A 15,966-nucleotide genomic window follows, 5' to 3' on the forward strand; every position below is an offset into this window, starting at 1 on the left:
CGCTTCAGTGAGGATTCTTTAATGAAGAAACTAACGTTTCTATTGTTCGCCTTATTCACTGCTTTGGTGTTTACTGCTTGTTCTGGAAATACCCAACCTAATGATTTAGCCAATGTTTCTGGTAGTTTGGTGTATCGTGAACGCCTTGCGTTACCTGAAAATGCCAGCGTGACCGTGCGGCTAGTAGAAATCAAAAATATGGATGCCCCAGGGAAGGTAATCAGTCGCCAGTCCTTCGTGACTGAAGGGCAACAAACACCTCTGCACTTTTCACTCAATTATGATCCGGGGCAAATCACGACCACACATGATTATGTGATCACCGCTCAAATCGATGTCAGTGATCGGCCTCTGTTTATTACTAATACCGTCAATAAAGTGATCACGGATACGAATCATACCTATGATCCGACGCTAACACTGGTACGCGCGGGGCATTGATCGCTACACTGGTAAGAGATATCCGCACAAGGAGTGTGCATGCGAATCTCACTGTTTCTCTGGCCGGTATTGGTGCTGACGGTTATCGCTGTCGCGGGAATTAGCGCCACGTTTTCCCTGAATAGTCTAGCGATTGGCGCGTCTGCTTTATTCTTTTTCTATCCAGATAAATTAGCGAGTTGGTGCTTAGCACTCGCGATGGCGATTTTTGCCTTTACCTTGCCACAGTTACCTGCGCTGTTAGCTGCTAGCACGCTATTGCTTTTGCCGGCTTTGTCTCTCTGGTTCAATCCCGACAGACATCCACACGTCAAGCTATTACTCGGTGCGGTGATGGTTGCCATGTTCGCGGGGATGATGGCTTTGCAATCCGAAGCTAAATTGGGTGGATCACCGAGTACCCTCGCGCTTCAAACACTAGCACTCGTGGGGTTATGGCTTGCGATCAGGTATTGGCCAGGTTACCAGCCGCCTCATCGCGGTGCCTGGTTATTACTGCCCGTATTAGTGGCGTTGAGTGGTTGGTCTGCTGCGCTATGGACGGCGACAATGGTGATGATTATTTGGTTGTTACAGTGGGTGGGGTTCACACCACAATTTGCTCGCTCACGTCACCTTGCCTTGCATCTTATCCCGAGTATTCCGTTTTTGGTGATTACGTGGATTACCCCTGGACAACTCACGCTGTCGCTATTGGTCGCGTGGGCTACCATGCTTGCGGCGATTTGGGTCGGTGAGTATTTGCTATTAGAAGAGCCGGACGATCAGTAGGAAAATTGTCTAGAAGATAAACAGTTAGCGAATGAGGCCATGAATCCTCCTTGCATTGCATCCAGCCATGCCACATAATGCCCCGCAGTTAAGCAAGCTTAACGACATATCGATGGAGGCCTCCTTGGTTCTCCCGCAACACTATCTTGTGTACTGGGTCAGGTCCGGAAGGAAGCAGCCCGCGCTTGGGACGTGTGTGCCGGGATGCAGCTGGGGAGGTCTCCGCCCTTTCTGCGCCATGAAAACCGCATTATTTATCAACCACCGATACCTCTCTTGTTCGTACGACCATATAGCGTCTTGGCCTCCTGACAATGTTGACACTCGGGTGACACAGCCTCTCACCGCTTAGCTATGATTTAATCATTAGCGCTGGTAGCGTAAGTGTGATGGTCCATAAGGGTGGCAAAGTGGTGTTTCGAGCGTTAGCAGCGTTATTGTTGGCTTTACTCAGCAGCCAAACGGTGGCCAGTGAGCTGCACACGCAACTGAAAGGATTTTATGATAAGGCCTGGCAAACGGGCACCTTGATGGTTGCACAGCCGGCACTAAATGCCTATCCGCAGTCTTTATTGGTTAGCCAGTCGCAGTATCCTGATTTCGAGGATGTTGATTGGCAGGACTTAAACGCGCTACACCAAGTGGTGCAAACGTGCCAGCCGACCCCCAGTATCGTGTCCCCCTTTTTGTTAGCCGCCCAGCGCTTTGAATTGGCTTTGTGCCGTGATGAGCCTTTATCCATTGAGTGGTTTGAGCAAAATCCGCTGCTCCATCCTGCCGGTGGAAGTTATGCAGAGCGCTATGTGTCAGCACGTGGTATCGCCACGCCGTCACCTGAACTGATACAACGTTTTACCTTAGCCAATGAAAAACATCCCCTACATGCCGCACTGAATGCTCTCAGTCAGGCTGGCCGCGACGCGTTACTTAGTGGTTACCGTGCGTATTTAGATGGCGGGCGCCTGTGGCTTAACGGCGAAGAAGGGTGGAAGGCGCTGTCTCATGAACAATGGGCACCAATTGCTGAACAATATCGTTTGAGTTTATCGACGGATACCACGGGATGTGATTACCGTTATGGCAATATTTGTAATCAACTCCACCCGGCCTATCGTGGCGTGATGATTGCGGTGTTGGTAGCGGTTTTTTGTGCGCTGATAGTTGGTTTAGCGCGTAGCCTATACGATCGATACCAGCAGCGCCGTGAGCGTCAGTTTATCCTGCAGTTACTGACCCATGAGCTTAGAACGCCGATTGCAAGTTTAGGCATGACGGTGGAAATGTTGCGCAGCCAGTTCGACTTGCTTGAGCCCAGCACGCAAGATGTGCTTTGGCGATTACTGGCGGACCATCAACGTTTAAGTCAGCTGACAGAGACCAGTAAGGGCTATTTAAGTACCGATAAACGAGAGCAATTTAAGTTACAAACTGCGTCCTTATCGGAGTGGCTAGATAATATTTGCGATTGCCTAGAGGTTGACTACACCCTTGAGCAAGATAAAACACTGACGTTGCCTTTCTACTGGTTATCCATCTGCTTGAAAAATCTGATTCAAAATGCACATCATCATGGCGGTGATCAAATTTGGATTCGTGTATGCGAGGACAAGCACGTGCGTGTTTGTGTGTATGATAACGGTGTTTTTCCATCCTGGTGGCAAAGGCTGTGGCGGCGATATAAGTCGTCACCGTCAGAAAGAAACATGGGGATTGGATTGTTTTTGGTGGCGCGTTTAATGCGTCAAATGGGGGGTAAGCTAGTGATCAAGCGCCACCCAACCTGCTGTATTCTGGAGTTGCCGCAATGAGCCACCTATTGTTGATTGAAGATGACACCTTATTAGGGGAAGGCTTACGCCAGTTTTTGGTACAGCAGGGGTTTGAATGCACCTGGCTGGCCGAGAGTAATAAGGTGGATAAGCATTGGTTTCATGCCGATTTGGTGATTTTAGATCGCCAGCTCGCCGATGGCGATAGTTTAGCGCATCTGCCTCATTGGCTGTCTTTAAAAGCAGTGCCAGTGATCGTATTGACAGCCAAAATTGAGGTTGAGCAACGGGTTGAGGGCTTAATGGCCGGCGCCAAAGATTATGTGGTTAAACCCTTTTCACATCAGGAGCTCTTGGCGCGCATCTATGCCCAGTTGCGGCCCTTAGGAGAAAGCCAACTCGTATACGGGCAGATCACGGTTGAACCTGGATCCCGCAATGTGTATTGGCAAGATCAAGACGTGACGCTCAAGCCTAAAGAGTTTGATTTATTGCTATTGCTGTTACAAAACCAAGGGCGGGTTTTTCATCGCGAAGAGCTGCTCAATAAAATATGGGGATATCAGGCATTTCCTACCACGCGCACGGTTGACAACCATGTGTTGCGGCTACGACAAAAGTTACCCGGTTTAGCGATAGAGACGCATCGCGGTGTCGGGTATCGGTTGGTGGTGCTATGAACGGGTTTGGCTACCACTTACTGGTGATAGCATGCATGGTATGCAGCTTCAGCGTCCGTGCTGAGCAAGCTTGGTTCCCAAAAACACCGATGCAGGAAACCTATCAGGCACTCCTCGCAGAGAGGCCTAAGGTGGCGTGGCAAGAGCTTATTTTTGCGCTATCTCAGCAGCAGATACCGACTGAGCGTTGGGCGAAGATCAAGTACGCGATCATCAATCAAACCGATTGTGGCCAGCAGTTAACTGAGCCCAACGGCAAAGGGATCCCTCAAGGGCTCACTATTTCTTTTGTGCGTCGGGCAGGGGCGTCAAGCCTGGGTTATGAGATTAAACTATCGGCCGAGCACGTAGAGCGTGATACCTTGCTCACGCTTGCGGATCCAACTGGGCAAACTGTGCTTAATGAAATATTGAGAGCGCAAAGTGGATATCAAGAAGTTGAATCAGGGCAACTCTTTACCCAAATCATTCCTGGTATTTATGAGTTAAAAATGGGTGGTCAGCACTATAGTTTGGTGGTGTATGGGCTTCCACGCCGCCCTTGGATAAAACTGATAGGTCATCCTGACCAAAAGTTGGCTGTGGATTTGCCCGAAACACCTTTAAGCTGCTCACCGGCAACTGCGCGCTGGCTATGGCTAGACGAGGCGTACCGTTGGATTGAGCAAACACCGATTTATCTGTCTAGTCGCTCAGATAAATCCCACGATCCCACCATGATAAAGCTCCCAGTCGCACCGCCTGCCAATGCTGAGCACTTGAGTGCTACTGTCAGTCATTTTGAGTATCAAGGTGCGATTAAAGTGAACTACGTTGAGCGACTAGCATTGCCGCTTACTCGTTCCGTAGTACCCAGCAAGTAATTACTTTTTCATCGATGGGTCGACGCTAACCGCAAACTTACCGACCAACCAGTCGGTATGTCGGAAATCACTGTGCCCGCAAAGGTTTGATGACGCAATTGAGTGATGGGACGCAAGTAGTTTGGTCTGTGTCTGAGTAGGATTAAGGTTCGATAACAGGATATAAAAAAGCCCGCATTCATGCGGGCTTTTGCTCAATCTTACTGATTCATGATCAGTTGAGGTAAGCGTTAAGCATCCACATCAGTTTTTCTTGTTCGCGGATGTAGTCGCTCATCAGTGCAGATGTCCCTTCGTCACCGGCATCACCGGCAAGGTTCATGATATCGCGTTGTAGGCCAATCAGAACGCTAAAACCTTCCACCAATGCACGAACACCGGCTTGACCATTCGCTTCGGGCGCGTGCTCTTTGATCTCACTGACTTTCAAGTACTCGCTGAAGCGGTGCTCTGCAGTACCCCCGATGGTGAGAATACGCTCAGCCACTTCATCAATCTTGGTTTGAAGATCGGTGTAAATTTCTTCAAATTTGGTATGCAACTCGAAAAAGTCGTTGCCTTTGATGTTCCAGTGAAAACCACGCACATTGGTGTAAAGCACTTGGTAGTTCGCCAATAGCGTATCCAAACGCGCGCCTAGATCGGCGGCTTTGCTGCTGTCTAGTCCAATCAATGCTGCTTGCTTACTCATTTAATGCCTCCTTAGTGGCAAATCAATGTGTTCGACCCTTCGCTTATCGCGAGTGCCAAGCACTGGAAACGGTTCGTTCAAAACGATGTAAATAGAGTAACTACCCGATATAAAAAAAGAAAATGGAGTTAACCTATATACGTGATAGGTGATGCCTATGATGTGATCTAGGTATCGTCATGAACAATAAAGTGATCGGGCAGTCGTTCGAGGCCAGCAATGAGCGCCTGTAAACAATGCGCGTCAATGGCCGTGCCCGTTTCTTCTTGCATGATAGCCAAGGCCTTGTTGACTGGGATAGGACCACGATAGGGGCGTTCGGCGGTGATGGCATCAAATATGTCCGCGGTAGTAATAATACGAGTGAGAAGGGAAATATCGTCATCCTGTATCCCCTCTGGATAGCCAGTACCGTCGAGTTTTTCGTGATGGGCGCTTGCGAACTTGGCGAGGTGATCGAATTGGTGGATTTTCGATAAGATAGCTTTGCTCAGTGCTGCATGGCGCTTAACGTGCTCCCATTCGTCGTCATCCAATTTTCCCGGTTTATCGAGCACATCATTGCTTACGCCGAGCTTGCCAATATCGTGCAGTAACGCGCCACGCTTTAGCCATTTTTTATCCTGTTCACTGATGCCAAGCTCATCAGCAATTAAGCTGGCGTAAACGGCAACGCGCTCGCTGTGCCCGGAGGTGAAAGGGCTTTTGGCATCAACAATGCGTCCGAATGCTGCCGCAATGTCATCCAGATAGTCATCATCGACCCAGATACATGTGTCAGCCGGTGTCATTGAGAGTACGTCTTCTTTTAATGTGGGGCTGCCCAGCTGCTGCCAAAACTGCGGCTCGCGCGCTATCTGTAAAAAGGTATCGACGAGTGTCGGATCAAACCAAGTACCGCGACGGTTTTTTAGCTCGCTGAGTGCGGCGTCGACACCGGACTCGGTTCGGAAGACATCAATGACTTGTGTCATCAACGCGATGCGCGAAAACAAGGGGATCTGGTCGGCCTTTAACTGGTCAGGGCGGCCACCGCCATCATAGTGTTCATCCAGCGCATAGATGGCTTCAGCAACGGTTTCACCAAAACGCAAATCGCGCGCGACATCGGCACCGCGGGTGCATCGCGTTTCAATCAGCTCTTGCGCATACATGTCACCGTTGCGGATGATATCCAGTGTGGTCGAAAGCTTTTGCATAAAGCCTCGTTTGACACCGGTATTTTTAAGTACAAAGTTAAGCACGCTGGATAAGCTACCATCGACAACTTTGTAGCTTTGTTTAAAGGCCAAGTCGTTGGTGAGGTAAAGCTCGCAAATCCGTGCCGCATTGCTACTGCAGCCCGCATCCTTTAGCAGTAGTGTATAGAAAAGATCATGACGCTGTTGATCATCGAGCGCTAAGGCGTCAGCGAGTTTCATTCCTAACCACGTGCAGCGCATACAGTGCTCGGGAGGTTGCCCCTCCGTCATATCCAACGCGGTGCTTAACGCCAGAATGAGCTCCGATAACTTCAACTGTGTTGCGCTGCTAGCCTGGGTGTGCATCGTATTTCCTTATCCTTTGTGCTCATGGCTACCGAGTGGCAATGAGATCGACGGTTATTGTGTCAGCCTGCGAACGGTAGCGGAAACCTCTTCTGCGCCGGCATGAATATCGGTCATTACGGTATCGGCGGCGGTCACCTTTTCCTGCCCGAGCAAAGATTGTTCAGTGACTTTTCCCATCGCCTCACTGACCCCTTTGATCAGTTGTAGATTTTCATCGACGACATCGGCAATTTCGGTGGTCGATTGACTGGTTCGTTGTGATAAACCGCGTACTTCATCAGCGACGACCGCAAACCCACGCCCTTGTTCACCGGCACGTGCGGCCTCAATTGCCGCGTTCAACGCTAAGAGATTCGTCTGTTCCGCGATCTGCTTAATGGTGGTCACAATGTTTTCGATACTTTGTGCGTGCTCACTCAATTGATTGACTTGATTAGCGGCTTCCCCCGCTTGGTCGGTCACGCTTTGTGATAAGGTCACGGCCTCTTGCAGCAGTGCACTGCCTTTTTCACTATCGCTAAGGGTTTGCTCTGACGACGCTTGAGCGAGTTCAGCCGCCTGGTTGACCGCTTGATTTCGTTTCACCGTATCGGTAATGGCGGTGGCAAATTTGATCACTTGGCGCACATTTCCCTCTGCATCAAAAACGGGGTTATAGGTGGCCTCTAACCAGACCTCATTGCCATGTTTGTCGCGGCGCAAATACTGACCAGAAGTGAAGTTCCCTTGAGCTAAATCCGCCCAAAAATCAGGGTTCTCATCGTAAAAGTCCTGATCACAAAAGAGGCGGTGATGTTGGCCTTTGATTTCGTGGTCTTGGTAACCCACCGCGGCGAGAAAGTTCTCGTTCGCACGAATAATCGTGCCATCTGGCTCAAATTCGATCACGGCTAATGAGCGATTAATCGCCGCTAATATGGCCTCTTGTCGACGCGCATCCTGGTGCGACTTGGTGACATCTGCAGCTAACTTGCGAATACTGACGACCTTGCCGTTGGCATCTTTAATAGGAACATAAGTCGCTTCCATCCAGATCTCCGCACCGGTCTGATGGCGGCGACGAAAAACCCCTTTTTGTGATTTCCCTTGTGCGAGTGATTGCCAAAACTGCCGATAGCTTGATGCTTGGCTGGTTTCCTCGAAACAGACCGTGCGATGGTGCTGTCCGATCACTTCATCGTAGGTGTAGCCGATGATTTTTAGCAGTTTGTCATTAACATCGGTAATAATGCCATCGGGTGTGAAGGTGATGGTCGCAATGTGTGTATTGATAGCATCGAGCTCTGCTTGGAGCGAGGCTTTTTCTGCTCGGCAGGTGTCCAGCTCTCGCTGCGTCTTTTTGAACATGACAGCAAACTTCCTTTTTGTTCAGGTATTAATCATAGGCGCGCCATGTCGAATCGTTATAAGTCCGCGCACGTTGAGGAGTATAGAACCTTGCGATGTCTCGCATGTGACATTGTCCCCAAATATATCGTGGTTTCCAGTATAAAAAACCATTTCTGTTGAGCGACTCGATGTATATAAACCCTTCAATTGTGTATCTGTTTGTGTGTTCCCCTTTATTTTCCGTTGGTGAATACGTAATCTGCGTGACTTCGATCATGTTTAATCATAGTCGACTGTAACGTATTCATAACCTCTCCTTACCTTTGCTTACAACTTCGCTTTTCTATTTTCAATAATTTCTGAAATTTCCAAATTTTCATTGATCCCTCACAAAGAAACTCCGTATTATTTCCCGAGGCACTGCGAGGGAGATCAAGATGGAGCTGTCACAAGAACTACGTAATGTGGTGATGCACTTTGGTGAAATGGGAAGTCGTTGGGGCTTTAACCGTTCGGTGGGAGAAATGTTGGCACTGATTGTGTTGAGTGAGCACCCACTGAGCGCAGACGACATTGTGTCGGCGCTCAACATTTCTCGTGGCAATGTCAGTATGGCAACCAAAGAGCTGCAAGGCTGGCACTTGATCCGATCGCAGCGCACCCCTGGAGATAGAAAGGACTACTTTGTGCCAAATGGCACTATCTGGGAGTTGGCGCAGCAAGTTCTCGCCGAAAGGAAGAAGCGAGAAGTCGACCCTACCTTATCTATGCTGCGCTCACACTTTATGCGGAGTGAAGACGACGCAGAGAGTCACTCGGTTAAACAGTTGCACGAAATCCACGATCTCCTAGAGCTGTTTAACCACTGGTTTGACGATGTGCAGCAAATGAAACCTGAACATCTAAAAAACTTGATGAAGCTGGGTAGCAGTGTCGGCAAGCTTCTTGAGCTGTCCGGTAAGCTGTTTCACAGCAAATCCAACGAAGAATCGGGTAGTTAACCTCCTGAGGGTAATGTCATGTTAGATACATTAATGTTGTCGCGGATCCAGTTTGCGGCCAACATCAGTTTCCACATCCTGTTTCCCACCATCACGATAGCACTTGGGTGGATGCTGGTGTTTTTCAAGTTCCGGCACAACCGTACCGGTGAGCAAATCTGGTTGGATACCTACTATTTCTGGGTAAAAGTGTTCGCGCTCACGTTTGCGCTAGGGGTGGTGTCTGGGATCACCATGAGTTTCCAGTTCGGCACCAATTGGCCTGGCTTTATGGAAAAGGTCGGTAATATTGCCGGCCCACTGTTGGGTTATGAGGTGATGACCGCCTTTTTCATGGAGGCGACTTTCCTTGGCATTATGCTGTTTGGTAAAAATCGCGTCCCTAACTGGGTGCACACGTTAGCGACGCTGCTGGTGGCGATTGGTACCACCATTTCTGCGTTCTGGATTTTGGTGCTGAACAGTTGGATGCATACGCCAACCGGTTTTGAAATTATCGATGGTGTGGTGCATCCAACCAGTTGGTTCGAGGTGATTTTTAATCCGTCGATGCCATATCGTTTAAGCCATATGTTGCTGGCGTCTGGCCTGACGGCTTCTTTCTTGATCGCTGGTATTTCCGCCTACCAGAAGTTGAAGTCGCCTAAATCAGGTGTGGCAGATAAACCATTAAAAGTGGGGATCACGGCTGCCGCCATCCTTATTCCGTTGCAAATTTTTGTCGGTGATATGCACGGCCTAAACACGCTTGAGCATCAGCCACAGAAAATTGCGGCCATGGAAGGGGTTTGGGAAACCGAGCAGGGGGCGCCTTTGCTATTGTTTGCGGTACCGAATGAAGAGACCCGTTCCAACGATTTTGAAGTTGGGATCCCGAATCTAGCGAGCTTGATTTTGACCCACCAGCTCGACGGTGAAATCAAGGGCTTGGAAAGCTTTGACTATCACCCGCCAGTGAAACCGCTGTTCTTTGGTTTCCGCATTATGGTCGGAGTGGGCGTATTGATGCTGCTGGTAAGCTGGTTCACAGCGTATCGCGTGTGGCGTAACCAGCCGATGCCCAAATGGCACTTAATCGGCTTGGTCGCGATGACGTTCTCAGGCTGGGTCGCTACGCTGTCTGGCTGGTATGTGACGGAGATTGGCCGTCAGCCTTGGCTGGTTCAGGGCGTGCTTAAAACCGCCGATGCGGTTACCCCAGTCGCGAGCTCGCACGTGGGGATTACCTTAACCATTTATCTAACGCTCTACGCGGTGCTAATGGTGGCGTATATCCGCACCTTGTTCTTTTTGGCGAAAAAACGCCTGCCTGAATACCAATCAGACAATCACGCTCAGCCGAATAAAGAGGTGAACGCATGAGCATAACTCCTTATCTGCCTGAAATTTATCTCCTGCTGTTTGGCTTTTCGGTCTTCATGTACGCCGTTCTTGATGGCTATGACCTCGGCGTCGGCATGCTGCTACCAAGCTGCAATCAAGCGCAGCGTGACCGTATGATTGCATCGATTGGTCCATTCTGGGATGCCAACGAAACCTGGTTAGTGCTGGCGGTGGGCTTGCTGCTCATTGCGTTCCCCGCAGCGCATAGCATGATTTTGACTGAGCTATATTTGCCAACGTCTGTGATGCTTGCAGGCCTTATCTTGCGTGGTGTCTCTTTTGATTTTCGTGCCAAGGTGAGGCCGGAGCGTAAAGATCTCTGGGATCGATGCTTCAAAGCCGGTTCTTTTATCGCGTCGATGACGCAAGGCTACATGATTGGTCGTTACGTGCTGGCGTTTGATGAGAGCACAGGGTCGTATTTGTTTGCGCTACTAAGCGGCCTTTGTGTTACTGCAGCGTACATCTATATCGGCGGTACCTGGCTGGTAATGAAAACCGAGGGGGATTTACAAAAACGTGCGGCTAAATGGTCACGTCGTGGCGGTTGGCTGGCAGCATTGGGGGTGTTAGCGATCAGTATCGTCAATCCTCTGGTCAGTGAGACAGTCGCAGAGCGTTGGTTTGGCTTCCCTGAAATTTTGCTACTCGCGCCCGTCCCATTGGTCTGTCTTGCGATCATGCTGCTTGTAGATCGCTACCTGCGCCACGTGCCGGTCGAAAATGATGTGGGGTACCAGTTCCCGTTCATTGGTGCGATTTTCCTATTTGCATTGAGTTTCTTTGGTCTCGCGTATAGCTTTTTCCCCGATATTATTCCTGGGGTGATGACAGCGAAAGAAGCGGCCAGTGCGCCGGGTACCTTATTGATTGTGGGCTATGGTGCCATGTTCGTCTTGCCGATGATCTTCTTGTATACCCTGTTTGTTTATCGTGTCTTCTCGGGGAAAGCGACAGAGCTTAACTACGAGTAAGACGACGTTAACATCATTGATGAGGCGCTCAGGCTTTTTGACAGGCCTGAGCGCTTTTTTATGCCCTCCTGTGGGCTGGCCTTAAACGCGCTTCTATTAAGCGATGTTAAGGTTGCCCGTTATCACTTCATGTATCACTCTGCGCTACTATAAAACTTGTCACCCTAAACATTTAGGGGGTTAACCATTACATCTCATTTATTTGTCGTACGTTTAGTATGGTGTTTTCCTTTCTTTGTCTTGTCGTGATCACCCGTGCTTCAATGAGATATTGTGGCTAAGTGGTGGCTATTTTCTTCTAATGTGCGCCATCATGCCGTTATTTTTTTATTGTTATGCGGGCGGCCGGCCTCCGTCGTCGAGAAAATGAGGCGTTTTTCTTGTTTATGCCCCTTACTAAAGCCAGCGTTTAGTGTTTGGCTAGGCGGTTTTTTGCCCGAATTGCTCACAAATAGTGCTATCAGCACAAAATATTAGGTCTGGAATCAGCCAGGGAAAAATTGACCTAAATCATTGTTTTGTCTTTATCTAGCTGTTTTTGGTGGGGGTGGGTGTAGCAAATTGGTTAAAAATAATGTTTGAGATCTAAAGATTAGCGTGTAAGATTATCTTTAACTAATCGTTCAATTAAAAACGAATGGGAGACGAAATGCCTAAGGTAGGGATGCCGGAAGTACGAAAACCGCAACTTGTTAAAGCCACCATGACGGTGATTGGTCGAGTGGGGCTCCATGCGGCAAGTATTTCTCTGATTAGTAAGGAAGCCGGCGTATCGACAGGCATTATCAACCACTACTTCGGTGGTAAGCATGGCTTGCTGGAAGAAACGATGCGCGTGGTATTGCGCGAGCTTTCAGCCACTGTGATCGGCGCATTGAAAGAAATCCCGCGTCATCACCACCAGGCGCGTATTAACGCGATTATTAATGCTAACTTTGAAGGTTTTCAGGCCAAATCTGATGTGGTTAAAACCTGGTTGGCGTTCTGGTCTTATGCCATGCATGACAATGAGTTACATCGTTTACAACGTGTGAACGAGAAGCGCTTGCTGTCACATTTGCGCATTGAACTTCGCGCACTATTGCCAGAAGAGCAGGCTGCGATGGTGGCTCAGGGGATTGCCGCATTGATTGATGGTATTTGGTTGCGTGGTGCATTGAACCCTAAAGGTATTGATGCCAATAACGCACGTACCATCATCAATGACTATTTGGATAAGCAACTGACCTTTTATGGTCGTCCTCAGAGCTAATCCTCAACAGAGCCTTACATGCATACTCGAACAGAAAAGAATTCAGGATTAATCATGAATGCGAAAACGCTTTTTATTAATGGTCAGCTTACTTCCGCAACAAGCGGCGAGCAGTTTGCAACGGTAAACCCAGCAACGGGCGAGACACTGGCACAAATTGACCAAGCCTCGGCAGACGATGTGCAAGCTGCAGTTGATGCCGCTAAGCAAGGTTTTGCGGTCTGGTCACGCATGACAGCCATGGAGCGTAGCCGTATTTTGCTTAAAGCGGTTGCGTTGTTACGTGAGCGTAATGATGAGCTCGCCAAACTGGAAGTACTGGACACCGGCAAACCGATGCAAGAAGCGGTAGAGGTTGACGTGGTGACTGGCGCGGATGCGATTGAATATTTCGCGAATTTGGTTCCGTCGATGCAAGGTGAGCAGCAGCCGCTTTCTGACAATCAATTCTTTTACACGCGTCGTGAGCCACTTGGTGTGTGTGCAGGCATTGGTGCGTGGAACTATCCGATTCAAATTGCGATGTGGAAATCAGCACCTGCTCTGGCCGCGGGTAATGCCATGGTTTTCAAACCCTCAGAAGAAACACCGCTGACCGCACTGAAACTGGCAGAGATCTTTGCCGAAGCGGGTATGCCTGCCGGTGTATTTAATGTGGTGCAGGGTGATTATCGTGTGGGTCAAATGCTGACGGCACATCCTGAGATTGCCAAAGTCTCGTTTACTGGTGAAGTGGGTACAGGCAAAACCGTGATGGGTGATGCTGCGAAGACCCTGAAATCAGTCACTATGGAACTAGGCGGCAAATCACCATGTATCGTGTTTGATGATGCCGATCTGGACAACGCGGTCTCTGCGGCAATGGTGGCAAACTTCTATACCCAAGGTGAAGTGTGCACACACGGTACTCGCGTTTTTGTTCATGACAGCATTTATGATCGCTTTATTGAACAGCTTAAACACCGTACTGAAAAGCTTGTTATCGGCGACCCAACCGATATGAACACCCAAATCGGCGCGCTGATCTCAACCGAACACCTTGAAAAAGTGATGACGGCTATCGAGACCGCAAAGCAAAGCGGTGCGACCTTGCTCACGGGTGGTTATCGTGTGACTGAGAATGGCCTTGATAAAGGTAACTTTGTGGCGCCCACTATTTTCACTGACTGTGATGACAGCATGGCGCATGTCCGTGACGAGATCTTCGGCCCTGTGATGTCAGTGCTGCGTTTCTCTGACGAGGAAGAAGTCGTGGCACGTGCCAACAACACGCACTACGGCCTGGCGGCTGGCGTGTTTACCCAAAACCTATCGCGTGCGCATCGCATTATTCATCAACTCGAAGCGGGTATTTGTTGGGTTAATACCTGGGGCGACTCACCGGCTGAAATGCCTGTTGGTGGTTATAAGCACTCAGGGGTGGGGCGCGAAAACGGTGTCGAAACCCTCACACATTATACCCAAACCAAGAGTGTGTTAATCGAGCTTGGCGATTTCGCCAGCCCTTACGCCTAATTTCTAACGGAGCGACCAATATGTCACAACGCTACGATTATATTATCGTCGGCGCGGGTTCGGCCGGCTGTGCATTGGCTGATCGGCTGACCGAGTCAGGCCAACACCAAGTGTTATTGCTTGAAGCTGGTGGTACCGATAAGAGCATTTTTATTCAGATGCCAACGGCGCTATCGATTCCGATGAATACCAAACGCTACGCGTGGCAGTTTGAATCTTTGCCTGAGCCGGGCCTTGATGGCCGCCAACTGCATTGTCCTCGCGGCAAGGTACTGGGTGGAAGCTCATCGATTAATGGCATGGTATATGTCCGTGGTCACGCTTGTGACTTTGAAGAGTGGGTTGAGCACGGTGCTAACGGTTGGGATTACGCAAGCTGTCTACCGTACTTTAAGCGTGCAGAAACTTGGTCTGGTGGTGCTGATACTTACCGTGGCGGTCAGGGTCCTGTGGGCACATGTAATGGTAACGACATGAAGTTAAACCCGCTTTATCAAGCGTTTATTGATGCGGGTGTCGAAGCGGGTTATCCAGAAACCAACGATTACAACGGTTATCAGCAAGAAGGCTTTGGCCCTATGCACATGACCGTCGATAAAGGCGTGCGTGCCTCAACGTCCAACGCTTATCTGCGCCGCGCACTGAAGCGTAGCAACCTCACCCTGAAAAAAGGTGTGGTCACACGCCGTATTTTGCTGGAAGGCAAGCGCGCGGTGGGCGTGGAGTTTGAAAAAGGCGGCAACATTCAGCATGTGATGGCCGATAAAGAAGTGATCTCCAGTGCCGGCTCAGTGGGCTCTCCACAGCTGCTGCAGCTATCAGGGATTGGGTCACGCGATGTGCTCGAGAAAGCTGGCGTAGACGTTAAGCATGAGCTGCCGGGTGTGGGGGAAAACCTGCAAGATCACCTTGAAGTTTACTTCCAGTTCCACTGCAAACAGCCTATTACGCTTAACAGCAAGCTGGGTCTTATCAGCAAAGGCATGATTGGCACTGAGTGGATCTTGACTCGTAAGGGGTTGGGTGCCACCAACCATTTTGAATCATGCGCCTTTATCCGCTCTCGCGAAGGATTGAAGTGGCCTAACGTTCAGTATCACTTCTTGCCTGCAGCGATGCGCTATGACGGTAAGGCTGCGTTTGATGGCCATGGTTTCCAGGTGCACGTCGGTCCTAACAAACCAGAGAGCCGCGGCCACGTTCGGATCAAATCAGCCGATCCGCACGATAAACCATCAATCTTATTTAACTACATTACCACCGAGCAAGATCGTCAAGACTGGCGCGACACCATCCGTTTGACCCGTGAAATCATGGCGCAAAACGCGATGGATGCCTTCCGCGGTGATGAAATTCAGCCGGGCAATGATGTTCAGTCTGATGAAGCGATTGACCGTTGGGTGAAAGATAACGTGGAAAGCGCGTATCACCCCTCGTGTACTTGCAAAATGGGCGCCGACGATGACGCATTGGCTGTGCTTGATGAGCAGTGCCGTGTGCGTGGAATTCAAGGGTTGCGTGTGGTGGACTCGTCTGTCTTCCCGACAATCCCTAACGGCAACCTAAATGCCCCAACCATCATGGTAGCGGAGCGCGCCGCTGACATGATCCTTGAAAAGCCACTCTTGCCTGCCGAGCAGGTGCCAGTATGGATTGCGGCTGAGTGGCAGCACAAGCAACGCAATCAAAACGCGCAGAGTGATGATGCCACCGTCGGTGAGCACACACTAGAAACTAATCAGTAAGC

Annotated in this window: 14 protein-coding genes and 1 other RNA gene; 12 read left to right on the plus strand and 3 right to left on the minus strand. The window is 49.8% G+C overall.

Annotated features, from left to right (window positions below; translation table 11 throughout):
- The first annotated feature begins 21 nt into the window (after positions 1-21).
- The 6 genes from N8M53_RS04270 (at position 22) to N8M53_RS04295 (ending at position 4,524) form a co-directional block, all read left to right on the plus strand.
- Entirely contained in the window at positions 22-441 is a 420-nt protein-coding gene (locus N8M53_RS04270; protein WP_158020619.1) for a YbaY family lipoprotein, read from the plus strand.
- Between the two features lie 39 nt (positions 442-480).
- Entirely contained in the window at positions 481-1,212 is a 732-nt protein-coding gene (locus N8M53_RS04275; protein ID WP_269579603.1) for a hypothetical protein, read from the plus strand.
- A 122-nt stretch (positions 1,213-1,334) separates the two neighbouring features.
- Positions 1,335-1,431: signal recognition particle sRNA small type (ffs, locus tag N8M53_RS04280), an RNA gene on the plus strand.
- Between the two features lie 170 nt (positions 1,432-1,601).
- On the plus strand, positions 1,602-3,020 hold the full coding sequence (locus tag N8M53_RS04285; RefSeq protein ID WP_269579977.1) for a DUF3404 domain-containing protein: 1,419 nt from the start codon (positions 1,602-1,604) through the stop codon (positions 3,018-3,020).
- Positions 3,017-3,661, plus strand: a complete 645-nt coding sequence (locus N8M53_RS04290) for a response regulator transcription factor (protein ID WP_077667539.1) — start codon at positions 3,017-3,019, stop codon at positions 3,659-3,661. The genes N8M53_RS04285 and N8M53_RS04290 overlap by 4 nt, the downstream gene beginning before the upstream one ends.
- Positions 3,658-4,524 (plus strand): DUF2861 family protein, encoded by an 867-nt coding sequence (locus N8M53_RS04295; protein ID WP_269579604.1) that lies wholly within the window; start codon positions 3,658-3,660, stop codon positions 4,522-4,524. Before N8M53_RS04290 ends, N8M53_RS04295 begins: the two co-directional genes overlap by 4 nt.
- A 214-nt stretch (positions 4,525-4,738) precedes the next feature.
- Here the strand turns inward: N8M53_RS04295 and N8M53_RS04300 are convergent, their stop codons facing one another.
- The 3 genes from N8M53_RS04300 to N8M53_RS04310 all read right to left on the minus strand — a co-directional run bounded on the left by N8M53_RS04300 (position 4,739) and on the right by N8M53_RS04310 (position 8,112).
- Positions 4,739-5,215, minus strand: coding sequence for a Dps family protein (locus N8M53_RS04300; RefSeq protein WP_046073613.1), 477 nt, complete (start codon positions 5,213-5,215; stop codon positions 4,739-4,741).
- Between the two features lie 167 nt (positions 5,216-5,382).
- A complete protein-coding gene (locus tag N8M53_RS04305; RefSeq protein ID WP_269579605.1) occupies positions 5,383-6,762 on the minus strand; it encodes an HD-GYP domain-containing protein in 1,380 nt (459 codons plus the stop codon).
- 54 nt (positions 6,763-6,816) lie between these two features.
- The gene (locus N8M53_RS04310; protein WP_269579606.1) at positions 6,817-8,112 is read right to left on the minus strand and encodes a methyl-accepting chemotaxis protein; all 1,296 of its coding nucleotides are present in this window, start codon (positions 8,110-8,112) and stop codon (positions 6,817-6,819) included.
- 419 nt (positions 8,113-8,531) lie between these two features.
- Between N8M53_RS04310 and N8M53_RS04315 the strand changes: the two genes are divergently transcribed.
- From N8M53_RS04315 to betA, 6 genes are all read left to right on the plus strand, one after another.
- Positions 8,532-9,095 (plus strand): GbsR/MarR family transcriptional regulator, encoded by a 564-nt coding sequence (locus N8M53_RS04315; RefSeq protein ID WP_046073610.1) that lies wholly within the window; start codon positions 8,532-8,534, stop codon positions 9,093-9,095.
- A gap of 18 nt (positions 9,096-9,113) precedes the next feature.
- On the plus strand, positions 9,114-10,457 hold the full coding sequence (locus tag N8M53_RS04320; RefSeq protein WP_269579607.1) for a cytochrome ubiquinol oxidase subunit I: 1,344 nt from the start codon (positions 9,114-9,116) through the stop codon (positions 10,455-10,457).
- Positions 10,454-11,452 (plus strand): cytochrome d ubiquinol oxidase subunit II, encoded by a 999-nt coding sequence (gene cydB / locus N8M53_RS04325; RefSeq protein WP_420066596.1) that lies wholly within the window; start codon positions 10,454-10,456, stop codon positions 11,450-11,452. The genes N8M53_RS04320 and cydB overlap by 4 nt, the downstream gene beginning before the upstream one ends.
- A 649-nt stretch (positions 11,453-12,101) precedes the next feature.
- Positions 12,102-12,704 carry a transcriptional regulator BetI gene (betI, locus tag N8M53_RS04330; protein ID WP_077667544.1) on the plus strand — a complete coding sequence of 201 codons (603 nt, stop codon included), beginning with the start codon at positions 12,102-12,104 and terminating at the stop codon, positions 12,702-12,704.
- A gap of 54 nt (positions 12,705-12,758) precedes the next feature.
- Positions 12,759-14,219: a betaine-aldehyde dehydrogenase gene (betB, locus tag N8M53_RS04335; protein WP_269579608.1), complete on the plus strand. Its 1,461-nt coding sequence runs from the start codon at positions 12,759-12,761 to the stop codon at positions 14,217-14,219.
- Between the two features lie 20 nt (positions 14,220-14,239).
- Positions 14,240-15,964 carry a choline dehydrogenase gene (gene betA, locus N8M53_RS04340; RefSeq protein WP_269579609.1) on the plus strand — a complete coding sequence of 575 codons (1,725 nt, stop codon included), beginning with the start codon at positions 14,240-14,242 and terminating at the stop codon, positions 15,962-15,964.
- Positions 15,965-15,966: the final 2 nt, after the last annotated feature.

It is taken from the genome of Salinivibrio kushneri, assembly GCF_027286325.1.
Classification (GTDB): Bacteria; Pseudomonadota; Gammaproteobacteria; order Enterobacterales; family Vibrionaceae; genus Salinivibrio; species Salinivibrio kushneri_A.